The following is a 24,701-nucleotide window of genomic DNA, read 5'->3' on the forward strand; positions in this document are numbered from 1 at the left end:
GCGATGGGGTATAAAGGGGCCAAAGTAAGGAGCGTTAAGTATGGCCGAGAAAACGATTGATATTGCATCGCCGATTCTGTCGCGCAACGAGCGCCTGGCAGATCAGCTGCGTCAGCGATTTGAGCAGACGAACACCTACGTGATCAACGTGCTGTCGAGCCCCGGCTCGGGTAAGACCACCACGATTCTGGGCACCAACGAGCGCCTGCGTGACAAAGCCGGCCTGCGCTGTGCCGTCATCGAGGGCGATATCGCCTCGGATGTCGACGCCATCACCATGAAGGAAGCCGGCATGCCCGCCATCCAGATCAACACGGGCGGCCTGTGCCACCTCGAGGGCAACATGATCATGGAGGCCGTCGACGCCTTCGACCAGGCTGTGGGTCTGGAGAACATCGACGTCATCTTTATCGAAAACGTGGGCAACCTGGTCTGCCCGGTCGACTTTGACCTGGGCGAGAACCTGTCCATCATGATTCTCTCGGTGCCCGAGGGCGACGACAAGCCCATCAAGTACCCGGGCATCTTCCAACACGCCGGCGCGCAGCTGCTCAACAAGGTCGACGTGGCTCCGGCTTTCGATTTTGACATGGATAGGTATACTAAGACACTCGATGACCTCAATCCGCAGGCGCCGCGGTTTGCCGTGAGCGCGCGCAAGGGCGAGGGCATGGATGCCTGGTGCGATTGGCTCATCGGGCAGATCGAGCAAGCAAGGGCGTAAATCGGCCGCCACACGGGCGGGCGTAGCCGCAGAGACACGAGATAGGAGCCTCTTTTGAAGCTCATCATCGCCGAGAAAAACGACGCCGCGCGTCAGATCGCCGAGCGTCTGTCCACGGGCAAACCCAAAAAGGACAAGGTGTACAACACCGCCATCTACCGTTTTGAGTGGAAGGGCGAGGAGTGCGTGACGATCGGCCTTGCCGGTCACATCCTTGCGCCTGATTTTTGCGACAGCGTGCTGTTCGATAAAAAGCTGGGCTGGTATTCGGTTACTGAGGACGGCGAGATGCTGCCGGCCGACATGCCCGATGGCCTGGCTCGTCCGCCCTACGACACCAAGCGCAAGCCGTTCCTTGCCGATGGCATTTCCATCAAGGGCTGGAAGCTCGAGAGCCTGCCCTATCTCACCTGGGCGCCCGTCATTAAGCTGCCGGCCGAGAAAGAGCTCATCCGCTCGCTCAAGAACCTTGCCAAGAAGTCCGACAGCGTCATCATCGCCACGGACTTCGATCGCGAGGGTGAGCTGATCGGTTCGGACGCCCTCAACAAGGTGCGCGAGGTCGCGCCGGACTTGCCGGTCGCCCGCGCCCAGTATTCTTCGTTTACCAAGGCCGAGATCACGCAGGCCTTCGATAACCTTGTCTCGCTCGACCAGAACCTGGCCGACGCCGGCGAGAGCCGTCAGCACATCGACCTCATTTGGGGTGCGGTGCTGACGCGCTACCTGACGCTCGCCAAGTTCGGCGGCTTTGGCAATGTGCGCTCCGCCGGCCGCGTGCAGACACCGACGCTTGCCCTGGTGGTCGAGTGCGAGCGCGAGCGCATGGCGTTTGTGCCCGAGGACTATTGGCAGATTCGTGGCATGGGCGCCGCGCAGGGTGCTGCCGAGGACGACCGCTTTAAGATCGCGCACAAGACGGCGCGTTTTACCGATAAAGATGCTGCCGAGACGGCGTACAGCCATGTCGACGGCGTCGCGACGGCAACCGTCGCCGCGGTGACCAAGCGCTCGCGCAAGCAGCAGCCGCCCACGCCGTTTGCGACCACCTCGCTGCAGGCAGCCGCCGCGGCCGAGGGCATCTCGCCTGCGCGTACCATGCGCATCGCCGAGTCCCTCTACATGGCGGGTCTCATCAGCTACCCGCGTGTCGACAACACCGTGTACCCTGCGACGCTCGATCTGGGCGCCGTGGTGAGCGACCTGGCAAAGATCAACCCGGCGCTGGCGCCCGTGTGCAAAAAGGTGCTCGCCGGCCCCATGAAGCCCACGCGCGGCAAAGTCGAGACCACCGACCACCCGCCCATCTACCCCACGGGCGAGGGCGATCCGTCCACGCTCGACGGCGGCCGGCGCAAGCTCTACGACCTCATCGCCCGCCGCTTCCTGGCGACGCTTATGGGTCCCGCGACCATCGAGAATACCAAGCTCGAGCTCGACGTGAACGGTGAGCCGTTCGTGGCTTCGGGCGATGTGCTCGTGACCCCGGGTTTCCGCGAGGCGTACCCGTACGGACTCAAACGCGACGAGCAGATGCCGCCGCTGGAGCAGGGCGACACGGTCGACGTGTTCGACATTAAGCTTGAGGCCAAGCAGACCGAGCCGCCCGCGCGCTACAGTCAGGGCAAGCTCGTGCAGGAGATGGAGAAGCGCGGCCTGGGTACCAAGTCCACGCGCGCGAGCATCATCGAGCGCCTGTACGCCGTGCGCTACCTCAAAAACGATCCCGTGGAGCCGAGCCAGCTGGGTATTGCCATTATCGATGCACTGTCGCAGTTTGCCCCGCGCATCACGAGCCCCGATATGACCAGCGAGCTCGACGGCGACATGACCCGCGTGGAGCGCGGCGAGGACACCGAAGAGCATGTCGTGACGCACTCGCGCGCGCTGCTGGCCGGCGTGCTCGACGAGCTGCTCAAACATACGCAGGAACTGGGCGACGCCATCAGCGACGCCGTCACGGCCGATGCGCGCGTGGGTACCTGCCCCAAGTGCGGCAAGGACCTGGTTATGAAGACGAGCGCCAAGACCCGCGGCAGCTTCATTGGCTGCATGGGCTGGCCCGACTGCGATGTGACCTATCCGGTGCCGAGTGGCGTCAAAGTAAGCCCGCTCGAGGGCGAGGCGGCCGTGTGCCCCGAGTGCGGTGCGCCGCGCATTAAGTGCCAGCCGTTCCGCCAGAAGGCCTTCGAGATTTGCGTGAACCCCACGTGCCCCACCAACTACGAGCCCGACCTTAAGGTGGGCGAGTGCAAGGTGTGCGCCGAGGCAGGACGCCATGGCGACCTGATCGCGCACAAGAGCGAAAAGAGCGGCAAGCGCTTTATCCGTTGCACCAACTACGATGACTGCGGCGTGAGCTATCCGCTTCCGGCGCGCGGCAAGCTCGAGGCGACGGGCGAGACCTGCCCCGAGTGCGGCGCCCCCATCGTTGTGGTCAACACGGCGCGCGGTCCGTGGCGCATCTGCGTGAACATGGACTGCCCGACCAAGGAGAAGAAGCCCGCCCGCGGCCGCAAGACCACAACCAAGGCGAGCACGGCGAAGAAGACCACGGCAGCCAAGAAGACGACGGCGGCAAAGAAGGCCACGGCGGCCAAGAAGACGACCGCCAAAAAGACGACGACCAAGAAGGCGGCCGCCGACAAGTAGCGGCGCAGCCGAAACATTGCCCAAAACAAAAACGAGCGAGGACCTCAAGATCCTCGCTCGTTTTCTAGGCAGTCATTGGGGACGTTCTTTAATGACTAGTCGTTTGAGAACGTCGCATGCGACTAGTTCACTTCGACGGGTTTGGCGCCGGGATAGCGCTCCTCAAAGTCTAGGCGGTACTTATTGTCATTGGTGCCCGCCACGTTGTCGCGCGACAGCGGCGCCACGATCTCATTCTTGTGGTCCGCAGGCTTGGCGTATTTCAGGCTGATCTCCCAGGCATCGCAGATCGCGTCGATACGGTGATCCAAGTCGTCATACAGGGCAATGATGTCTTTCCAGGAGCTGTAGTTCTTGGAGCTCGCAGGGACGTCCAGGTCCTCGACGATATCGTAATACTGCTCGATGGTGTCCTCCGTGCGCTCGGCGACGTCGGCGAGATTTTGGCGGGTGGTGCGATCTTCTTCCAGATAGCTGCCATTGAAGGCCTGCGCGCAGGCACAGACCTGGCTATCGAGATCTTCGAGCAGATCGTAGTATTCGCCTAGGCGACGGTAGAGGTTTTGCTCGGAGAGGGTCGCTGCGCCGCCATCCTCGTCGTCATCATCGTCATCGTCGTAAAGGCTATTGGGGTCGCCGAGGGGCTTAAGGTCATCGGCGTCAACATCGTGGTGCGGCTTGGTAATCTCGGCAGTCGTTTGCGTGGCAGCGTTGTCGAAAGGCTTGATCACAAAGAAAACGACCAGGGCGATGATGATTGCCACCAGCACAACGACAATGGCGATAAGCGGCTTGGTGCCGCTCTTTTTGGGGGCGGCTGCCTGTGGCGAAGTGGGCGCGTATGCAGATGCCGGTTGCTGTTGGGTTGAGGTACCCGTGACGGACATACGCCGTGTCGTTTCGACCTCTGCGGGGGCAGCAGCGGGGTCGGGGCGATAGGCGAGGGGGTCGTCCGGCTTAGCCTGCGGCGTATCGAGGGAGACGGTCTGCTCAAACGCGGGCTGTCTATTGCCCGCGGCTATCTGTTCAACGGGTGTACCGCACGAGGTGCAGAACTTGGCATCATCTGCAAGAAGTTTGCCGCACGAGGCGCAATACCGAGACATTGCCACTCCTTTCGCCACATTTCAATGCAATACGACGATTATACCCAGCATCCAAAATTCCCCATCATAAGTTGCGGTGAAATAGGGACTGTTTGGCGGTCTCAGAGCTTCAATCAGTCCCTATTTCACCGCAACTTTGGAAAGGCGCCTTTAGCCATTGGGGACGCGCCGAGCACTGGGGTATCATGGCTTGGTTGATATATCTGCATTTACGCGCCTTGTAGGAAGGGGCTGCGCCCATGGCTTTTGAGCCCGCTCAACATAGCTTTATCACGCTCGAGGGCGTCGATGGCGCTGGTAAATCTACGCAGGCGCGCCTGCTTGCCCGTGCGCTCGAGCTCGCTGGCCACCAGGTTGTGAGCCTGCGCGAACCGGGTGGTACTGCCATCAGCGAAAAGATCCGTGCTCTGCTGCTCGACCCCGCCAATACAGCGATGGGCGACACCTGCGAGTTGCTGCTCTACGAGGCGGCGCGCGCCCAGTTGGTGCACGAGGTCATAGCCCCCGCCCTTGCGGCCGGCAAGGTGGTCCTGTGCGATCGCTTCTACGATTCCACGACCTGCTACCAGGCGTTTGCCGATGGCCTCGATCGCCAGATAGTGCGCGACGCCAACAACCTGGCCGTCGCGGGTACGCACCCGGCGCTCACACTCGTCTATCACATCACGCCCGAGCAGGCGGCGCTGCGCATGGCAGCCCGTGGTGCGGCAGATCGCATGGAGGCAAAAGGCATGGCATTCCAGGAGCGTGTCTACCAGGGCTTTTGCGCAATTGCTGCCGAGGAGCCAGACCGCGTAAAGCTCATCGACGCCACTACGACCGTCGAGGAAGTCTTCGAGAAGACGGTCGAGCAGGTTCGCGCGTACGGTCTCGACATTCCGCAGGAAGCCGTCGCCGCCGCGCTTGCCAAGGAGGCCGAGTAACATGGCCCCCGCTCAGGCAAGCCTGCTGGCCAAGCTCGACACCCAAGAGCGCGTGCGCGACTTTTTGACCAATGCCGTCGCTAGCGGTCGCGCATCGCACGCCTACCTGTTTTTGGGCGCGCCCGGCGCGGGCAAGCTCGACGCCGCGTGGGCGCTCGCCCAAGCCTTCCTGTGCGAGCAGGATGGCTGCGGCTCATGCGATAGCTGCGTGCGCGTCGCCCGCCATACGCACCCCGACGTGCACTATTACACGCCCGAGAGCGCCACGGGTTACCTCATTGCCCAGACCCGCGAGCTGCTCGATGACGTGCCACTGGCGCCCATCCGTGCCAAGGCCAAGGTCTACATCATCGACCGTGCCGAGCAACTGCGTGCCAACACCGCCAACGCACTGCTCAAAACGCTCGAGGAGCCGCCCGAGGGCGTTATGTTTATCTTGCTGGGAACCTCGGCCGACGTGATGCTGCCCACTATCGTGAGTCGTTGCCAGTGCGTGCCGTTTCGGCTGGTATCGCCCGCCGTCGCCGCGCAGGCCGTGAGCCGCGCCACCGGTCAGGACCCTGCGCGTTGCCGCATGGCGGTCGCCGTGGCGGGAAGCCCCACACGCGGCATCGAGTTTCTTAAGAGCGCCGAGCGCCAGGACGCCCGCCGTCAGATGGTCCGTGCCATCGACTCGCTCATTGCCGCCGACGAGGCCGACGTGCTCAGCCGCGCCAAGTCACTCATCGTCGCCGTCAAGGCGCCGCTCGCCGAGGTCAAGTCCACGCAGGAAAAGGTGCTCGAGCAAAATGCCGACTACCTGTCGCGTGGAGCATTGAAGCAGCTTGAGGACCGCAACAAGCGCGAACTCAACGCGCGCGAGCGTTCGGGTATCATGGAAGCGCTGGCGAGCGCGCGGACGCTCATGCGCGACGTGCTGCTGACGCTTCAGGATGAGGCGGCCGACGTCGTGAACGAGGATGTGCGCGACACGATCGGTCGGCTTGCCGCCGCGACCAATGTTGCGGGTGCCACCCAGGTGCTCGAGGCGGTCGCAACCGCCGAGCGCAACATCGCCAGAAACGTTACTCCCCAGCTGGCCATCGAGGTCATGCTGTTCGATATCAGGAAGGCACTGAAATGCCGTTAGTCGTACCCGTTAAGTTTACCTACGCCTCGCGCGACCTGTGGTTCGACCCGCAGGATCTGGATATCCTCGAGGCCGATTATGCTATCTGCTCCACCGAGCGCGGAACCGAGATCGGCTTGGTCACGGCCGATCCCTTCGAGGTGCCGCAGGACGAGATCGGCCAGCCGCTCAAGCCCGTGCTGCGCGTGGCGAGCGACATCGACCTGCAGCTTGCCGATGATCTGGCCATCCAAGGCGACGAGGCCATGGTCGATTTCCGTCGCCTGGTCAAGGAGCTCGACCTCGAGATGAAGCCGGTCGGCGTCGAGTACCTGTTTGGCGGCGAGAAGGCCGTGTTCTACTTTGCGGCCGAGGAGCGCGTCGATTTTCGTCAGCTCGTCAAGGATCTGTCCTCGACGCTGCACATTCGCGTCGACATGCGCCAGATCGGCGTGCGCGACGAGACTCGCCTGGTGGGCGGCTATGCCCAGTGCGGCCAGGAGCTCTGCTGCACGCGCTTTGGCGGACAGTTTGAGCCCGTCTCGATCCGCATGGCAAAAGAGCAGGACCTGCCGCTCAATTCCTCCAAGATCAGCGGCGTTTGCGGCCGCCTGATGTGCTGCCTGCGCTATGAGTTCGAAGCGTACAAGGACTTTAAGAGCCGTGCGCCCAAAAAGAAGACGCTCATCGATACGCCGCTCGGCAAGGCGCGTATTCAGGAATATGACACGCCGCGTGAGCAGCTGGTGCTGCGCCTGGAGAACGGCAAGGTCTTTAAGGTCAACCTGGCCGATATGACCTGCTCGGAGGGCTGCAAAAAGAAGGCCGCCGAGCAGGGCTGCAACTGCCGCCCCGACTGCGTGACGCGCGACGTGCTCGAGCGCATCGAGTCGCCCGAGATGCGCCTGGCGCTCATGGAGCTCGACCGCGAGAACGGCGTCGACGTGGGCGATGGCCTGTCGAGCGCCGACCGTCTTGCTGGCACGTCGATGCCCAAGCGCCGTCGTCGCGATGCTGAATCCGATGCTCGCGCCGGTCAGGGGCAGGGCGAGGGCCGTGGCCGCGGAAAGGGCCGTGGCAATGCCGCAACGCCCGAGGCCGAGGAGGCCGCTGGTGGCCGTCGTCGTCGCAAGCGCGCGGGCTCGGGTGATGCTACCGAGGCTGCGGCCGCGGGCAAGAACGTTTCCCGCGAGCGCGAGGCTCAACAGCCCCAGCAGCAAAACCGCGGCGGTGGCATGAACCCCACGCGCCGTCGCCGCCGTCACCTGTCGAGCGAGGAGCGCGAGGATGCCTTCCGCGCTGCAGCTGCTCGCGAGGCTGGTGCCGCTTCCAAGGGTCCCTCGGCCTCCGATGCGCCTGCCGACAAGGGCGGCAAGTCACGTGGCGAGGAGGAGCGCGCCCCGCGTCCGCGCCGTCGCCATTCCTCGGGCGCGCAGCAGAAGCCCTCAGTGCCCTCCGTGGCCGATCAGGTCTCGGATGGCGAGGTCAAGGTCACGCGCCGGCGTCCCGGAGATGGCGGGGGAGCGGCTGCCAAGGCTTCGCGTGGCGCGGCTCGCGACGACCGCGAGCCGCGCGAGGATCGCGGTGGCGAGGGCTCGGCCGACCAGGGTCAAAAGCGCCGTCGTCGTCGCCGTTCCCGCAAGCCGCGCCAGGATGGTGGCGAGGGCTCGACCCCGTCTTCGGCCGCACCACAACCGCCCGCCGGCGAATAACGCCCGCGAGCGGATTTAACCCGCCTTACCCCAATCGCGTCGGGGTACCATAGCGCTGAATCAACAACCCTCCCTGCGACCGAATGTAGGGAGGGTTGTGTCTTGAAGAGCCATCTGAACAAATTGAGCCGTCTGCAGGGTGCCGGCGCCCTACCGTTTGCGGACGAATTGCTGCCGTTTGCCGAGCGGGCGGCACGCGAGGCACTCGAGGCATTGTCGCCAACACGATGTGCCGGCTGCGAGCGCGCCGGTGCGCTTATTTGCCAAGACTGCCTGGCCGCGCTCACGCTCATCGACCCACGTCATAGCTGCACCCGATGCGGCGCCCCGTTTGGGGATTTGCTGTGCACTGAGTGTTCGGTCGAGGGCACGTCCTCGGCAATGGCGGAGGCGCTCGACCGCTGCCTGGCGTGCTCCGTCTATGCGCATCCGCTGCCGCGCATCATTAAAGCGTACAAGGACGCGGGCGAGCGACGCCTGGCGCCGTATCTGGCGGAGCTGCTCTACGACACCGCCCTGCATGCCCAGGTCGTAGCGCCCGATCGCTTAGGAGGTGTGCTGTCCGGTGCGGATGCGGTGGTGTTTGTGCCTGCGACGGCGGCAGCGTTTCGGCGGCGTGGCTTTGATCATATGGAGGCCATTGCGCGCCCATTTTGCGAGCTGTCGGGCGTTCCCCTGCTCGATGCCCTCGTCAAGTACGGGCATGGCGACCAGCGCGAACTCGGTCGTGAGGAGCGTCGCGAGCGTGCCCAAGGCATGTACGAGACGGTTGAGGACGTGCGCGGCCGCCGTCTACTGCTTATCGATGACGTTATCACCACGGGCGCGACCATGGCAGCGGCCTCGGCGGAGCTCAAGCGTGCCGGCGCTGCGGCAGTCGATGGCCTTGCTATCGCACGTGTTTGGTAGGGGTGGTTTTGTGGCAGTGAAGATTGAGCGGCGCAACGAGCCGACAGGCGAACAGCTAGCGGCTTCCGTAATCCTAACAGGCGCTTCAGCGCTGCGCATGATGCGCGCCGAGCGCCGGCAGATGGGCTATATCAGCTGGAAGGACCTTAATCCCGATGAAGAGCGCCGTGTGCTGCGCACGTCGTCGCCCTCGACCGAGGATATCTATCTTCCTGACTTGGTGCGAATTGGAGCCGCAAGCGGCGAGGTGCAAGAGGATTTGTGCTTGCTGGTGGGATCTGCGGCGCAGCGCCGCCGCATGCCTAGCGTAGGCTGGTCCGTGTGTTCCGGGTTGCCCGCCGGCTCGATTCTAGAGGTGGAACCGGGGGTGTACAGCTTGTCTCCCGAGGCCCTCTGCCTTGCCGTTGCGCGCGAACTTGGCTGTATCCAGGCATTTGCCCTGGCCCAGGAGCTGTGCTCTAAGATTTCACTGAGCGACCGCGGGAAGTATCTGCCTCCCTACACCTCGCCTGTTACGAATAAACTTGCAAAGGACAAGGACCAGCCAGCAGACGTGGGCTACTTTGAAGTCGAGCCGGTGCTGATGCCCGATCGTCTGGCAGATTACCTTGCGGCATGCAAGGGGAATGTGGCCAAACAGCTGCTGCGTCTGTGTCCCTATCTTTCGGAAAACCTGCTCTCGCCCATGGAGTGCATCATGCTCGCCCTGTTTTCGCTTCCGTTTTCCTATGGCGGGTTTGCCTGCGGACCTTTTAAGACCGACTACAAGATCGAGTTCGATGACCGTGCGCAGGCAATCTCGGGGATGCCCCATACAGTTTGCGATGCATATCAGGAGGCAGCCCGGTTTGACCTGGAATACAACGGTGAGCTGGGCCATTCCTCTCGGAGGGGACGTATCCATGATGAAAAGCGCAACACGGGCTTGATTACTATGGGAATCGAGGTCGCGACGGTCAACAACGAAATGCTCTGTGACATGGAAGCGATGGAAGCGCTCGCATGGCGCATGCACCAGCGTATGCGAAAGCGGTACCGGAATCGTGTCGATGCCCGCAGGAAGAAGCAAGAGGCGTTGCTTAATACGCTGCGGGCGTGTTTTGGGCTTAAGCCGGTCTAATTCACGTCGAAAATAGGGGGTTAATCATATGCCCTGGCCAAAATATGGCAAATATGAGTACTGTCACTAAATCAGTAACAGCAAAATCAAGGAATTTAGGACTCGGAGGCGTCATAAAGTAAGAAGATAATAAACAAATGTAGAATAACTAAGCATCAGGTTGGCGACACTGAGCGCAAAATCTGTCCGAGAGGCTAAAACTGCCTGTTACTAAATTGGTGACAGTACTCATATTTGCCATTTTTTGGCCACAGCACCCTAGGAAGGGTGCCCCGGAGCTCCCCATAGGGGAGCTCCGGGCTTCACAGGGGCACGAATAGCCCACTCCGACCTGCGAAATCTGTACTCGCGATGCGAATGACGCCCCTAACCTTAAACTTTAGCTTGAACTTAGCTATAATGCGCTACGTTCCTACCAGGCTGTGGTTGCGGACGGACGAAATGCCCGTCCTAGTCCAAGACAGACGCGGTCAAAGGGATCCACGTAAGCGACCGCGTGCGCGCGGCGCGATCATGGCGCGTCCTAGATGTAAGCCGCACCGTCCGTTCTACTTTCTTTGGGGCAATACCGCCTCGCGGGCGAGCGGGCCAGTCGTGAAGGTGGCTGCGGCCTCCCGAGCAAACACCCCGGTGCGCAAGTGTGGGGTCAAATACCAGGTCAGCTGGTGGGAACAATCTGATATTCCGCGCATCGCACGGATCGTATACGACACAGAAGGCAGGGTAGTGGACATGGTGAGGGGCAGCTTGATGCACGCGGCTCGGTTAGGTGCTGGGACCGCAGCGGTCATCGCCGTTTTGGGTCTGAGCGGATGCGCGTTCAACCCGCTGTCTACGTTCACGACTCCCACGATCGACCAGATCGAGTACGAGACCGTCACGCCCACGGTGTCGGATGATGCCCTGGTCACCCCCGGTACCCTGACGGTCGCCCTCGATACTTCCGATGCGCCGCAGGCCATGCAGGGCACCGACGGCGAGCTCACGGGGTATGCGGTCGACGCCGCCCGCGCCCTCGCAAGCCGCATGGGCCTTAAGGTCGCCTTTGTCGATGCGTCCTCGGCAGGTTCCGCGCTCGGCGACAAAAAGGCTGATATCTTTATCGGCGAGATCAACTCCACGGACGGGGACGTTAGCTCGCTCGGCACCTGCCTGTACGATGCCGCTTCCGTGTTCGGTAGAACCAGCGATGGTGGGTCGCTAAACGTTTCCACCGATACCCTTAACACGTCTACTCTGGGTGTCCAGATGTCCTCGGCCTCGCAGGAGGCGCTTGCTAAGCAGAGCATCACCGCCAACCAAAAGACCTACCCCAACATCAACGAGTGCTTTGAGGCGCTCGAGTCCGGCGAGGTCGACTATGTGATCTGCGACTCCACGGCCGGCGGCTACCTTGCACGCCTGATGAGCGAGATCTCCTATGTCGGTGCGCTCGAGGCGCCCTCGACGCTTGGTGTTGCGGGCCTCTCGTCCAATGACGAACTGTGCCGTGCCGTGAGCGATGCCCTCGACGGCATCACGGTCGACGGTACGCTCGAGGCGGTCCACTCCGTCTGGTACGGCACGATGCCCTATGACCTCACCACCAAGACGGTCTCGGGCGCCGACGTGCAGCCGACCGACACCGGATCCAGCGAGTCCGCATCCTCCGATTCGAGCAGCGATGGTGCATCCTCCGAGGATAAATCGTCCAGCCAGGAGGGCACTATCACCGACGACGACATTAACAAGCTCAATAGCTAGTTATTGCTAGGGGTGGCGTCTCCTATGCGCTAGGAGGGACGCCTCTTCACGGTTTCAACACGCATCGCCGGGCTCTCCCAACAGGGGAGCCCGGCTTTTTCGTTTCCATAAAACCAGCAGGTCAAAGACATTTTTTAGGTGCAAAACCAAAGTCGCCTCGCTCTTCCATAGCGCACTTTGCCACAGAAAAGTGCGAGACTTCGGTATGCGGTATCAAGCAGTCGTTATTCGGGTCTTTAGGAATCCGCGTGATTAAATGCACGGCAATGGGTACATAGCCAGTACAGTAAGTCCCCGAGGCAGATTGGAGCCACGTATGGATATCAAGGTTTCTGGACGCAAGACGACGGTAACCGATGCTCTGCGTGCGCATGTGGATGAGAAGATCGGCGAGGCGCTCAAGGTTTTCGATATCGAGCCCATGACGGTCGACGTTGTACTTCGTTATGAGAAGAACCCCTCGAACCCCAACCCGGCAATCGTCGAGGTTACGGTTCGTGCCCGCGGTTCGGTGATTCGCGTTGCCGAGCACGGTGCAGATATGTACGCCGCCATCGACCTCTCCGCCGATAAGGTCACCCGCCAGCTGCGTAAGTTCAAGACCAAGGTCGTGGACAACCGCCAGGGCGGTGCCAGCGCCGCGGATGTCGCACCGGTCGAGCGCGTCGAGGATCTGGCCGACCTGCTGCTGCCCGAGGAGGAAGACGACCTGCTCGTCCGCGAGAAGGTTATCGACGTCACTCCGATGACTGAGGAGCAGGCGCTGGTGCAGACCGATCTGCTCGGTCACGACTTCTACGTGTTCGAGAACGCGACGACCGGCCTTATCAATGTGGTGTATCACCGTAAGAATGGTGGATATGGCATCATCAAGCCCCGCATCGAAACACTTGACGAGTAAAATACGTTAACTTGCATGAGTTAACGGCTGGCGGCCATCCCATGCGGGTGGCCGCCTTTTTACGTAAGGAGTCGCTTTGATGGACAAGGCCGCATCCGCCGGTCATTCGGACCGTTGCCGCATCGTCGTCGATACCTGCTGCGACTTTAGCCCCGAGGTCGCCGCGAACCTCGATGTCGATATCTTGGGTTTCCCCTTCATTATCGATGGCGAGGAGCGCACGGATGACATCTGGTCGAGCATCACACCCAAGGAGTTCTACGACCGCATGCGCGCCGGTGCCCGCGTGTCCACCTCGGCTGTGTCGCTCGGTCGCTATATCGAGTTCTTTACCGAGTGCGCCAAAGAGGGTACGCCCACGGTCTACCTGTGCTTTACCTCGGCGCTGTCGTCGAGCTACAACTCCGCGTGCCAGGCGGCGGACGCCGTGCGCGCCGAGTATCCCAACTTTGAGCTGTACGTGGTCGACAACGCTCTGCCCTGCGCGACCGGCGAGCTCCTGGCGCTCGAGGCCGTGCGCCAGCGCTCGGCGGGACTGACTGCTAAGCAGCTGGTCGATTGGGCAAACGAGGCCAAGACCTACGTGCACGGTTACTTTACGCTCGAGAGCTTCGATGCGCTGGCTGCCGGCGGCCGCATTCCGCCCGCGGCGGCGCAGCTCACGGCAAAGCTCGACGTCAAGCCCGAGCTCTCCTACGACCTGGCCGGCTCGCTGTCGCTGATCGGCGTCAACCGCGGTCGCAAGAAGGCGCTCAAGTCCATCCTCAAGTCGTTCCGCGAGAACTACGTGCCCGATCGCACCATGCCCATCGCCATTATGACGGCCGATGCCGAAAAGGACGGCGACTGGCTCGAAGCCGCCATCCGCAAGGAGGAGGGTTGCGCCGACGTCACGATCATTCGCAGCTCCGTCGGTCCTACCATCGGCTCGCACGTGGGCCCCGGCATGGTGGCCTGCGCGTTTTGGGGTAAGAACCGCGCCGACAAGGCGTCGCTTTCCGACCGTATCGCCCGCCGCGTGCGCGGTCAGTAGGCAAGTAACGCGGCCGTAATCGATCCCAACTCACAGCCCAAACGCTGGCACCGAGTATTCAACCTGGTAATAACACCCAACCCAAAAGGAAAGGCTTCATGGCAAACAAGCTCTCTGTCGCATTCATCGGCGCCGGAATCATGGGTGCCCCCATCGCCGGCCACATCCTGGATGCCGGCTATCCCGTCACGGTCAACAACCGTACCAAGTCCAAGGCCGCCGCGCTTATCGAGCGCGGCGCCGTCTGGGCCGATACGCCGGCAGATGCCGTGGCGAACGCCGACGTCGTCTTTACCATGGTGGGTTATCCCTCCGAGGTCGAGGAGCTCTACCTGGCGGGCGACGGCCTGCTCGCGTGCACTAAGCCCGGCGCGGTCCTGATCGACCTCACCACAAGCTCGCCCGAGCTGGCGCGCGACATTGCCGAGGCCGCCCAGGTTTCCGGCCGCATGGCGTTTGACTGCCCCGTCACCGGCGGCGAGTCGGGCGCTATCGCCGGTACGCTCACGGCTATCGTGGGCGCTACCGAGAACGACATCGCGCCGGTCCGCGACATCCTTGCCACCTTTGCGGCCAACATCTGCTGCTTCGACGGCGCCGGCAAGGGCCAGGCTGCCAAGCTCGCCAACCAGGTGTCGCTGGGCGCCTGCATGGTCGGCATGGCAGACGCCATGGCATTTGCCGAGCTGAGCGGCCTTGACCTGGAGAAGACCCGCCAGATGATCCTGGGCGGTACCGGCAAGTCCGGCGCCATGGAGAGCCTGGCTCCCAAGGCGCTTGACGGCGACTACAAGCCCGGCTTTATGGTCGAGCACTTCATTAAGGACCTGCGCTTGGCGCTCGCTTACGCCGATGACCGCGAGCTCGCGCTGCCCGGTGCCGACGTCGCTTTTACGCTCTACGACATGCTCGACGCCATCGGTGGCGCCAAGCTGGGCACCCAGGCCATCACGGTTCTCTACAAGGAGGAGGCCGACGCCATCGCCGCCGGTCTGGACTGGTCGCAGTATCGCCCCGAGGAGCATGGCGCTCACGAGGAAGGTTGCGGTTGCGGCGAGCACGGCGAGGACCATGAGTGCGGCTGTGGCCATCACCATGGCGAGGACCACGAGTGCTGCGGCGGCCACGGCCATGACGACGGCCACGAGTGCTGCTGCGGCCACCATCACGGGGAGTAGCGCCCATGAGCTGGACGTTCGTGGTGCTTGCGCTGGTACTCTTTCTCTTTGCGATCTACATCGGCTTTCTGTGCGGCCAGTGGGCGTGCGAAAAGCGTGTCATCACCAAGCGCGACTACTGGATTGCCAACTTTGCAGGAGCGGCGGCGGTCGTCCTACTGACCTGGGTGTTCTCGCTGTTCCCGCTGGTGCAGTTTGCGCCGATCGGCTGGCTCGGCGGCTTTATCGCCGGCCTTAAGATGAGCTTTGGCGAGTCCGTCGGTCCATGGCGCAAGCACGACGAGGTTTTTAACGTCAACAAGGCTCATCGCGCCGCCGCCGACGCGGGCGACGCCGAGGAGCGCCGCCGTGCACGTCGCAATGGCGCGGCCGACCGGCAGCTCATCTCGGTCACCGATGACAGCAAGGGTGCTGGCAAGCACGCCAAGAAATAAAAAGAAGAGGTAACTATGGCAGAAAACAAAGACGAACAGCTCACCGACGAGGAGCTGGCACAGCTCCAGCTGGCGGAGGAGAACGAGAACGCCGTCGACCGTCTGGTCCAGGAGCTCGGCTGCCCCACGCGCCGCATCCGCCAGTTTGCCGCCCGCGTGCTGCACCTGCTTGCCGAGCGCGATCCGCAGCGCGTCGTGCCCTGCGTGCCCGCGTTGATCGAGGCGCTCGACCGCCCCGAGGCGCAGACCCGCTGGGAGGCCCTCGATGCCCTGACGGCGCTCGCCACCACCTGCCCCGAGCAGCTGGGCGATGCCTTTGAGGGCGCCGAGACCGCACTGTTCGACGAGATCTCCTCCACGCTGCGCTATGCCGCCTTCCGCCTGCTGTGCGTGTGGGGCGCCACGAGCGTCGAGCGTTCGCGCGAGGCTTGGCCCATCCTGGACGAGGCCATCCAGTGCTACCACGGCGACCTTGAGTATCGCGACATGCTCGGTTGCCTGTACGAGTTTTGCCAGGGCGAGATCGACGCCGAGGTTGCCGAGAAGCTTGCGCTGCGCCTTAAGTTCGATGCCGAGAACGGTAAGGGCAGCTATCTTAAGGCCCGTTCGAGCGAGATTTGCGAAATGCTTGTTAAACGTTTTGGCCTGGATCTCTCCAAAAAGAAGAAGCGTGCTAGCGTAAAAAAATCTGACGACGCCGAAGACGAGGAGTAACAGATTATGGCGCACGATGTAGTCCTGATTCCCGGTGACGGTATCGGTCCCGAGATTACGCAGGCCATGCGCCGCGTGGTCGAGGCCACCGGTGTCCAGATCAACTGGAACGTCCAGGAGGCCGGTGCCGGCGTCATGGACGAGTTTGGCACGCCGCTGCCCCAACATGTGCTCGATGCGGTCGCCGAGACCAAGGTTGCCATCAAGGGCCCCATCACCACGCCGGTCGGCACGGGCTTCCGCAGCGTTAACGTCGCCCTGCGCAAGCACTTCGACCTGTACGCCTGCGTGCGCCCCTGCCTGTCGCAGCCGGGCGACGGCTCGCGCTTCCGCGACGTCGACCTGGTCATCGTGCGCGAGAACACCGAGGACCTCTACGCCGGCATCGAGTTCGATGAGGGCGCTGCCGAGGTCGAGGAGCTCTCGCAGCTTGTCGAGCGTTCGGGCCAAAAGACCTTCGCCGCCGATTCCGCGATCTCGATCAAGCCGATCTCCATCGCCAAGAGCCGCCGCATTGTGGAGTATGCCTTTGAGTATGCCCGCCGCTGCGGCCGCAAAAAGGTGACGGCCGTGCATAAGGCCAACATCATGAAGGCGACCGACGGCTTGTTCCTGCGCGTAGCGCGCGAGGTGGCCTCCAACTATCCCGATATCGAGTTCAACGACAAGATCGTCGACGCCACCTGCATGGGCCTGGTCCAGAACCCCAACGACTTCGATGTCTTGGTGCTGCCCAACCTGTACGGCGACATCGTGAGCGACCTGTGCGCCGGCCTGGTTGGTGGCCTGGGTATGGCTCCGGGTTCCAACATCGGTGCCGATTGCGCCATCTTTGAGGCAACGCACGGCTCCGCGCCCGATATCGCCGGTCAGGATATCGCCAACCCCACGGCCGAGATTCTCTCTGCTGCGATGATGCTCGATCACCTGGGCGAGAACGACGCCGCCAACCGCATTCGCGCCGCCGTCTCCGCCACGCTTGGCGAGGGCGAGCAGGTTACCGGTGACGTGCGCCGTGCTCAGACCGGCTCCGTCGAGGGGGCCGTGGGCACGCAGGCCTTTGCCGATGCCGTTATCGCGCACCTGGCCTAAGGTACGCACGCTGCAAACGCCTAAATAGTACTTAAGTGTTTGCGTATAACCTAAGAATGAATACGCCCGGCGCCTCGTCGGGCGTATTCTATTGGGGACTATGTTTCCTAACAAGGAGTAATTGATATGGGTCTGATTCAAAAGAAGGACGAGAAGGACGAGATCGACGGCATCCAGATCATCGAGCGCGGCGAAGGCCCCGACGGTGACGAGGACGAGAAGATCGACCTGGTCGCCGGCACGTCTGCCGAGCACATTGCCGCCGGCACGACGGCCGAGGAGGAGGATGCTCGCCTGGAGGCAAAGATCGCCGCGGACGCCGCCGACGAGAACCTCATGCCCGAGGAGCAGGACGAGGACGACTCCGATGCGGACGACCATGCATCCAAGCACAAGAAGACGATGATCGCCGCCTTTGTGGTCGCCATCGTGATTGCTGCGGTGGTCGGCTTCTTTATTGGCAATGGCGGCTTTGGCGGCAAGGGTGTCGGCTCGTCGACCCTGACCGAGGACCAGCTCGATTCGACCGTGGCAAGCTATAGCTACAACGGCAAGAAGAGCGATATCACCGCGCGCGAGGCTATCGAGAGCCAGTACAGCCTCGACACCGTCAAGGATAGCGATGGCAACTACACCGCTCCGTCTGCCGACGTTATCCTGTCCTATGTGCGCAACAAGATCCTGCTCGACGCTGCCGAGGACGAGGGCATTACCGTCTCTTCTAAGGAGATGAAGAAGTACGCCGAGGATTCCATCGGCACTTCGGACTACAAGACCATGGCCACGCAGTACGGCGTGTCCAAGGACCAGGCCAAGCAGATCGTCCGTCAGTCCGCGACGCTGCAAAAGCTCTACAAGAAGAAGGTGGGCGATAGCTCTGCAAGCATGCCGACCGCCCCGACCGAGCCTGCTGACGGCAACGAGGAGACCGCGAGCAAGGACTACGCCGACTACATCATCAACCTTGCCGGCGACGAGTGGGATAGCGAGAAGGGTACTTGGAAGGACGCCGACAGCACCTACGCTAAGGCGTTCGCCGACGATGCCTTTACTGCCGATAGCGCAACCTATAAGCAGGCCATGACCGCCTATTACACCGCCTACCAGCAGTACTCTTCGCAGGCCTCAAGCGCCAGCTCCAAGTGGACCGAGTATGCTAACGGCCTCTACGCCAAGGCCAACATCAGCATCTACGGCCTGTTTGCGTAAGATCTGTCTGCACTACTGCGCGCTAACCGATCTACCTGATTAAGCCCGCTAGAACGACAACGTTCTAGCGGGCATTTTGTTACCGAAACCACTAGGATAGGACTTGCGCCCGCGCAAGTGCTTCATCGGGTATCCTCAATTCATCCGGGAAAACGGCCGTAAACGATTGCAAATAACCGGTGAACGGTCGAAAACTACCGTTCACCGATAATATCGAAACTGGTTCTTACTGGTATTAAGTCAAAAAGACCAATTCACAAATCTTCACAATGACCTGCAATTTTTCTATACGCCATTTTTAGCCACCCTGCGTTGTTTAGACACAGAAAAGGTTCCGATCTTTCGTCAAAGTATTTCGATACGGTTTCAAAACCGCAGGTAGAAGTGTTAACGAGCGGTAAACGGTCGATTTTTTACCGTGAACGGTGCAAAAACGTTTTACTGTTTGAATCAACGAAAGTAACCTCTTCTGTGGTGATATAGTGACAACAACACGTCACGTGGTTACTACCAGTTGAGAGACCACTGGTTCTCAAAGAACGCTTTCCAAGAAGCTTTAAGGGCGATTGCCCGTTGGCTTCCGAACATCATCGGACTCAGATCGTACACACCTTCGGAAGGGAAATTTGAATGGTTGGCTTTATTCTTACCGGTCATGGACAGTTCGCACCCGGCCTTGCAAGTGCTATCGCTATGGTTGCCGGCGACCAGCCCGCTTTTACCGTCGTTCCTTTTGAGGGCGACCAGGCTGCTTCCTACGGTGAGGATCTCCGCGCCGCTATTACCGCCATGCGCGAGGAGTGCGATGGCGTGCTCGTCTTTACCGACCTGCTTGGCGGCACCCCGTTCAACCAGGCAATGATGATTGCCCAGGATGTCGACAACGTCGAGGTTCTGACTGGCACCAACCTTCCCATGGTTATTGAGCTTCTGTTCCTCCGCGGTAACGCCACGCTCGCCGAGCTTGGCGAGCAGGCCGTGACCGTTGGCCAGACGGGCATCACCGCCCAGACGGTCGCATCCGTTGCCGGTTCCGAGGAAGAGGATATCTTCGGCGACGAGGACGGCATCTAATGGCCGATTTCGGAGCCAACGTCCTGAGCTCCTCGGTCGCCCTTTTAGGCCTGCTTGTCATCATGGGCTTGATTTACACCATCTGGTCGCAAATCAACATGAAGAAGAAGCAGAAGTACTTCAAGGAGCTGCACACCGAGCTCAAGCCGGGTCAGGAGGTTCTTTTCGCCGGCGGTATCTACGGAACCGTCAAGGGCATCGAAGGCGAAAAGGTCCAGATCAAAGTCCGATCCGGTGCCGTCGTAGATGTTTCGCGTTACGCGATTCAGGAGATCAAGTAACTGTCGTCAGCAAATAACGAAAGGAAGCTGATCAACATGGCAGAACCCAACATTCTTCTTACCCGCATCGATAACCGACTGGTCCATGGTCAGGTCGCTACCCAGTGGAACTCCACCCTGGGCTCCAACCTCATCCTCGTCGCCAACGACGATGTGTCGACCAACACCATGCGTCAGAACCTCATGAAGATGGCCGCTCCCGCCGGCGTCGCTACGCGTTTCTTCTCCCTGCAGAAGACCATCGACGTCATTGGCAAGGCGAGCCCGCGCCAGAAGATCTTCATCGTGGCCGAAACACCGGAAGACGTGCTTACGCTCGTCAAGGGCGGTGTGCCTATAAAGAAGGTAAACATCGGCAACATGCACATGTCGGAAGGAAAGCGCCAAGTCGCCACCTCCGTCGCAGTTAACGACGAGGATGTCGCTGCGTTTAAAGAGCTGCAGGAATTGGGGGTGGAGTTGGAGATCAGGCGCGTTCCGAGCACGCCTGTTGAGGATACGAGCAAGCTCTTCTCGTAATCCTCGTGATCCACGTTGTCAGGAGTGAAACCCTGACATTCTGTACGTGAACCAAAAGTGCGTACATACATTTTGAAAGGAGGAGCAAGATGGAATTCTCGATCATTCAGGTCGCACTGGTCTTCGTTGTTACGTTCATCGCGGCAATCGACCAGTTCAACTTCCTCGAGTCTCTCTATCAGCCCATCGTCACCGGCGCCGTCATCGGTCTTATCCTTGGCGACCTCAACACCGGTCTTCTCGTGGGTGGTACTTATCAGCTCATGACGATCGGCAACATGCCGATCGGAGGCGCTCAGCCGCCTAACGCCGTCATCGGCGGCATCATGGCAGCCATTCTCGCTATCGCTACGAAGCTCGAGCCCAACGCGGCAGTCGGCCTCGCCATTCCGTTCGCTCTGCTTGGCCAGCTTGGTGTTACCCTGGTCTTCACGCTTATGTCCCCGCTTATGTCCTCGGCCGATAACATGGCTCACAACGCGGACACCAAGGGCATCGAGCGCCTGAACTACTTCGCCATGACCCTGCTCGGCCTGATCTTCGCTATCGTCGTCACGCTGTTCTTCATCGCTGGCGCCACCATCGGTGCGACCATCGCCGCCGCCATTCCGGATTGGCTGCAGACCGGTCTCTCCGCTGCAGGCGGCATGATGCGCTTCGTCGGCTTCGCCGTCCTGCTCAAGGTTATGATGAACCGCGATATGTGGGGCTTCTTCCTCATGGGCTTTGGCCTCGCGCTCATCACCGTTGCCAACGATTCTCTGGCAACCCCTGCTCTGCTCATCCTCGCTCTCATCGGCTTCGGCATCGCCTTCTGGGACTTCCAGCAGCAGACCGAGCTGAAGGGTGCAGCTGTTTCTGACGGAGGTGACTTCGAAGATGGCATCTAATGAGTATGTGATCCCGGAGCACTACGAGGATCTCACTCCTGCTCCGCAGCTCGACCAGAAGACCCTCAACAAGATGGCTTGGCGCTCCTGCTTCCTGCAGGCCTCGTTCAACTACGAGCGTATGCAGGCCGCTGGCTGGCTCTACTCCATCATCCCCGGTCTGGAGAAGATCCACACCAACAAGAACGACCTCGCGGCTTCCATGAGCCACAACCTGGAGTTCTTCAACACTCACCCGTTCCTCGTCACCTTTGTTATGGGTATCGTGCTTTCGCTCGAGCAGAACAAGGTTGACATCCCCACGATCCGCGCCGTCCGCGTCGCCGCAATGGGCCCGCTCGGTGGTATCGGTGACGCCCTGTTCTGGCTGACGCTCGTGCCTATCACGGCCGGCATCACCTCCAACATGGCTATCAACGGTAACGCCGCTGCGCCGCTGATCTTCCTGGTGATCTTCAACGTCGTCCAGTTCGCTCTGCGCTTCTGGCTCATGAACTGGTCCTACAAGCTTGGCACCAGCGCTATTGACGCTCTGACCGCCAACATGCAGGCCTTTACGCGTGCCGCTTCCATCATGGGCGTCTTCGTCGTCGGTTGCCTGGTCGTCACCATGGGTGGCACCCAGATCAACCTCCAGATCCCCAACGGCACCACCCGCGGCATTGCTGCCCACACGGTTGTCGTCTCCGAGGAGGAGGCCGAGAACTTCACCGGCCTGGAGGGTATTGATACCGAGACCGCTGAGGCTGGCACCATGGCCATGACCGATGCCGACGGTAACGCTCTTACCGCTTCCGATGTCGACGGCAACGCTGTCGAGTGCGGCGTCACCGATCTGGGCAACGGCATGGCGTCCGTTACCTACGGCACCGTCACCGAGGATCCGGTCAACTTCTCCGTTGCCGACACCCTCAACACCATCGTCCCGAAGCTCGTCCCGCTTATGCTTACGCTGCTGCTTTACTACATGTTCGCTAAGCACAGCTGGACCCCGACCAAGGGCATTCTGCTGCTCTTCGTCCTGGGCATCCTGGGCGCTGGCCCGCTTGGTCTCTGGCCGAGCATCTGGTAAGGCTCTAGCTTGAGGGGTGTGTCCCTACGCGGCTCACACCCCGACCCCTTAAGCCATGTGTATGTTAAAAGCCGCGTGCTCGAAAGAGCGCGCGGCTTTTGTTTTCTTAATGATTCGGGTGTTGCAGACCGATAATGCTTAACACCCAAGGTAGTAGCCTAGTTTGAGCAAAAGGGAGGATAGGATGGCGATCGGAGCGCGTAAGCAACCGCTGTACGATCAGCTGGTCGATATTCTGACCGAAAAGATTGACCATGAATATCGCGCCGGTGACATGATTCCTTCCGAGCGCGAACTTTCGGAGCGCTATGGTCTCTCGCGCACTACGGTACGCCTAGCTCTGCAGGAACTGGAGCGTTTAGGACTGGTGGTTCGGCAGCACGGTCGCGGTACCTTTGTGACCGACCGTTCGGCAAAGGCAACCAATCTTATGCAGTCCTACAGCTTTACCGAGCAGATGCGCGCGATGGGTCGCGACCCCGAGACCACGATTCTCGATTTTTGCGAGATGGAGGCCGATAAGAATCTGGCCGAGCATATGGGATTACGTATCGGTGATCGCATTTTTAAGCTCAAGCGCCTTCGTTCTGCCGACAACATGCCCATGATGGTCGAACGCAGCTATCTACCGGTTCGTCAATTTCTGTCCCTAAAGCGACCACTGCTGGAGCGCAAGCCGCTTTACGATGTGATTGAGCAAGACTTTCAGCAAAAGATACGCGTGGCCGAAGAGGAGTTCTATGCGAGCATAGCCCGTCCCACCGACGCCCACCTTTTGGGAATTGTCGAGGGCTCGCCTGTGCTCGATTTAGTCAGGACTACGTATAACGAGTCAAACGAGGTTGTGGAGTATACACTCTCGGTTGCTCGTGCCGATCAGTTTAAATACAAGGTTTACCACCAGCGTAGCAACTAGTGTCCGCATCGTTTCCATATGGTGATTCTTTGCATTTAACTGGTTACTACCAGATAACCAACCGAAGTGTATAATTGCACGTCAGAGGATTACTTCTAGAGAGAGGTATTAGAAATGTTCGAGAAGAGTGTCGAGGAGCTCACCGAGCTCGGCGCCCAGATCACCACGGCCGAGATTGCTCAGCAGCCCGAGCTTTGGCGTGATACGCTCAACATCTATCGCGAGAACAAGGAGGCCATCGAGGCCTTCCTTACCGAGGCTCGTGCTATGGGCGAGGGCCGTCTGTCCGTTGTCTTCACCGGTGCCGGTACGTCCGACTATGTTGGCGATACCTGCGCCCCGTATCTGCGTCACGCCGGCAACACTGATCTCTACGACTTTAAGCCCATCGCCACGACCGACATCGTGAGCGCCCCGCGCGACTTCCTGCGCGCTGAGGATCCCACGCTCGTGGTTTCCTTTGCCCGCTCTGGCAACAGCCCCGAGAGCCTTGCCGCCGTTGCCGTTGCCAAGGAGCTCGTCCACAACGTCAAGTTCCTCAACATCACCTGCGCGCCCGAGGGCAAGCTCGCCGTCGAGTCCGCTGATGACCCCAATGCGCTGACGCTGCTCATCCCGCGCGCCAACGACAAGGGCTTCGCCATGACCGGTTCCTACACCTGCATGACCCTGCTCTCTACCCTCATCTTTGACGAGGCTTCCGACGAGCAGAAGGCCGAGTGGGTCGAGACCATCGCCAAGATGGGCGAGGAGGTCATCGCTCGTGAGCCCGAGGTCGCCGATTACCTGGCTGGCAACTTCAATCGCGTGACCTACTTGGGTTCCGGCTCCTTCGGTGGCCTTGCCCAGGAGAGCCAGCTCAAGATCCTCGAGCTCGCTCACGGTCTGGTCGCTACTTCCTACGACACCTCTATGGGTTATCGTCACGGACCCAAGTCCTTCGTCGACGACAAGACCCTCGTGTTCGTGTTCGTCAACAACGATGCCTACACCCGTCAGTACGATATCGACATCCTCAACGAGATCGGTGGCGACGAGATCGCTCAGCACACCGTTGCCGTTCAGCAGGATGGCGCTACCGTCTACGAGGGCGAGTCCTTCACCTTTAAGGGCTATGAGGCACTCCCCGAGGGCTACCTTGCCCTGCCGTTCGTGATGTTTGCCCAGGCCATCAGCCTGCTCAACTCCGTGCGCGTGGGCAACACGCCCGATACGCCGAGCCCCACCGGCACGGTCAACCGCGTGGTTAAGGGCGTGACGATTCACCCCTTCACCGCTTAATCGCGTCCCCCCTGTAAGGGCGCCCGTCCGCTCATAACGGCGGGCGGGCGCTTTTTGTTTGGCTCTGTTAGACCAAGGTTGACATAAAAACGATGTCACCGCGAGGCGGT

At 60.9% G+C, this 24,701-nt stretch carries 23 protein-coding genes; 22 read left to right on the top strand and 1 reads right to left on the bottom strand.

The features are described from left to right. The first annotated feature begins 40 nt into the window (after window positions 1-40). The gene (gene hypB / locus DXD77_RS07670; RefSeq protein ID WP_117640380.1) at window positions 41-724 is read left to right on the top strand and encodes a hydrogenase nickel incorporation protein HypB; all 684 of its coding nucleotides are present in this window, start codon (window positions 41-43) and stop codon (window positions 722-724) included. Between the two features lie 54 nt (window positions 725-778). Next, complete coding sequence (locus DXD77_RS07675) at window positions 779-3,376, top strand: DNA topoisomerase I (RefSeq protein ID WP_117648353.1); 2,598 nt, start codon at window positions 779-781, stop codon at window positions 3,374-3,376. A gap of 122 nt (window positions 3,377-3,498) precedes the next feature. Here the strand turns inward: DXD77_RS07675 and DXD77_RS07680 are convergent, their stop codons facing one another. Further along, complete coding sequence (locus DXD77_RS07680; RefSeq protein WP_117648354.1) at window positions 3,499-4,482, bottom strand: zinc-ribbon domain-containing protein; 984 nt, start codon at window positions 4,480-4,482, stop codon at window positions 3,499-3,501. Window positions 4,483-4,721: 239 nt separating this feature from the next. Between DXD77_RS07680 and tmk the strand changes: the two genes are divergently transcribed. The 20 genes from tmk (at window position 4,722) to DXD77_RS07780 (ending at window position 24,591) form a co-directional block, all read left to right on the top strand. Further along, a complete protein-coding gene (gene tmk, locus DXD77_RS07685; protein ID WP_117646241.1) occupies window positions 4,722-5,405 on the top strand; it encodes a dTMP kinase in 684 nt (227 codons plus the stop codon). 1 nt (window position 5,406) lies between these two features. After that, window positions 5,407-6,534, top strand: coding sequence for an ATP-binding protein (locus DXD77_RS07690; RefSeq protein ID WP_117564739.1), 1,128 nt, complete (start codon window positions 5,407-5,409; stop codon window positions 6,532-6,534). After that, a complete protein-coding gene (locus DXD77_RS07695; protein ID WP_117648355.1) occupies window positions 6,525-8,225 on the top strand; it encodes a regulatory iron-sulfur-containing complex subunit RicT in 1,701 nt (566 codons plus the stop codon). The genes DXD77_RS07690 and DXD77_RS07695 overlap by 10 nt, the downstream gene beginning before the upstream one ends. Before the next feature lie 102 nt (window positions 8,226-8,327). Beyond that, window positions 8,328-9,134: a double zinc ribbon domain-containing protein gene (locus tag DXD77_RS07700; RefSeq protein WP_233502324.1), complete on the top strand. Its 807-nt coding sequence runs from the start codon at window positions 8,328-8,330 to the stop codon at window positions 9,132-9,134. A gap of 10 nt (window positions 9,135-9,144) precedes the next feature. Next, window positions 9,145-10,254: a hypothetical protein gene (locus tag DXD77_RS07705; RefSeq protein ID WP_117648356.1), complete on the top strand. Its 1,110-nt coding sequence runs from the start codon at window positions 9,145-9,147 to the stop codon at window positions 10,252-10,254. Between the two features lie 732 nt (window positions 10,255-10,986). Beyond that, window positions 10,987-11,997, top strand: coding sequence for an ABC transporter substrate-binding protein (locus DXD77_RS07710; RefSeq protein WP_233506773.1), 1,011 nt, complete (start codon window positions 10,987-10,989; stop codon window positions 11,995-11,997). 316 nt (window positions 11,998-12,313) lie between these two features. Further along, window positions 12,314-12,898 carry a ribosome hibernation-promoting factor, HPF/YfiA family gene (gene hpf, locus DXD77_RS07715; RefSeq protein ID WP_035137685.1) on the top strand — a complete coding sequence of 195 codons (585 nt, stop codon included), beginning with the start codon at window positions 12,314-12,316 and terminating at the stop codon, window positions 12,896-12,898. A gap of 79 nt (window positions 12,899-12,977) precedes the next feature. Beyond that, entirely contained in the window at window positions 12,978-13,931 is a 954-nt protein-coding gene (locus DXD77_RS07720) for a DegV family protein (RefSeq protein ID WP_089572413.1), read from the top strand. Between the two features lie 98 nt (window positions 13,932-14,029). Beyond that, window positions 14,030-15,109 (top strand): NAD(P)-dependent oxidoreductase, encoded by a 1,080-nt coding sequence (locus DXD77_RS07725; RefSeq protein WP_117564742.1) that lies wholly within the window; start codon window positions 14,030-14,032, stop codon window positions 15,107-15,109. A gap of 5 nt (window positions 15,110-15,114) precedes the next feature. Next, window positions 15,115-15,543, top strand: a complete 429-nt coding sequence (locus DXD77_RS07730; protein ID WP_055310425.1) for a hypothetical protein — start codon at window positions 15,115-15,117, stop codon at window positions 15,541-15,543. 15 nt (window positions 15,544-15,558) lie between these two features. Further along, entirely contained in the window at window positions 15,559-16,257 is a 699-nt protein-coding gene (locus DXD77_RS07735; protein WP_117564743.1) for a HEAT repeat domain-containing protein, read from the top strand. A 6-nt stretch (window positions 16,258-16,263) separates the two neighbouring features. Further along, on the top strand, window positions 16,264-17,349 hold the full coding sequence (locus DXD77_RS07740) for an isocitrate/isopropylmalate dehydrogenase family protein (protein WP_117564744.1): 1,086 nt from the start codon (window positions 16,264-16,266) through the stop codon (window positions 17,347-17,349). A 126-nt stretch (window positions 17,350-17,475) separates the two neighbouring features. Then, entirely contained in the window at window positions 17,476-18,558 is a 1,083-nt protein-coding gene (locus DXD77_RS07745; RefSeq protein WP_117648357.1) for a hypothetical protein, read from the top strand. Window positions 18,559-19,188: 630 nt separating this feature from the next. Next, on the top strand, window positions 19,189-19,632 hold the full coding sequence (gene agaF / locus DXD77_RS07750) for a PTS galactosamine/N-acetylgalactosamine transporter subunit IIA (RefSeq protein ID WP_117648358.1): 444 nt from the start codon (window positions 19,189-19,191) through the stop codon (window positions 19,630-19,632). Then, window positions 19,632-19,913 (top strand): preprotein translocase subunit YajC, encoded by a 282-nt coding sequence (gene yajC, locus DXD77_RS07755; protein ID WP_022094612.1) that lies wholly within the window; start codon window positions 19,632-19,634, stop codon window positions 19,911-19,913. Before agaF ends, yajC begins: the two co-directional genes overlap by 1 nt. 36 nt (window positions 19,914-19,949) lie before the next feature. Then, window positions 19,950-20,432 carry a PTS N-acetylgalactosamine transporter subunit IIB gene (gene agaV / locus DXD77_RS07760; protein WP_089572404.1) on the top strand — a complete coding sequence of 161 codons (483 nt, stop codon included), beginning with the start codon at window positions 19,950-19,952 and terminating at the stop codon, window positions 20,430-20,432. A gap of 89 nt (window positions 20,433-20,521) precedes the next feature. Then, on the top strand, window positions 20,522-21,322 hold the full coding sequence (locus tag DXD77_RS07765) for a PTS sugar transporter subunit IIC (protein WP_117648359.1): 801 nt from the start codon (window positions 20,522-20,524) through the stop codon (window positions 21,320-21,322). Then, window positions 21,312-22,394 (top strand): PTS system mannose/fructose/sorbose family transporter subunit IID, encoded by a 1,083-nt coding sequence (locus tag DXD77_RS07770; RefSeq protein ID WP_117648360.1) that lies wholly within the window; start codon window positions 21,312-21,314, stop codon window positions 22,392-22,394. The genes DXD77_RS07765 and DXD77_RS07770 overlap by 11 nt, the downstream gene beginning before the upstream one ends. 184 nt (window positions 22,395-22,578) lie before the next feature. After that, window positions 22,579-23,310 carry a GntR family transcriptional regulator gene (locus DXD77_RS07775; protein WP_089572401.1) on the top strand — a complete coding sequence of 244 codons (732 nt, stop codon included), beginning with the start codon at window positions 22,579-22,581 and terminating at the stop codon, window positions 23,308-23,310. Between the two features lie 114 nt (window positions 23,311-23,424). Next, window positions 23,425-24,591, top strand: coding sequence for an SIS domain-containing protein (locus tag DXD77_RS07780; protein ID WP_117648361.1), 1,167 nt, complete (start codon window positions 23,425-23,427; stop codon window positions 24,589-24,591). Window positions 24,592-24,701: the final 110 nt, after the last annotated feature.

It is taken from the genome of Collinsella sp. TM09-10AT (assembly GCF_003436275.1).
GTDB lineage: Bacteria > Actinomycetota > Coriobacteriia > Coriobacteriales > Coriobacteriaceae > Collinsella.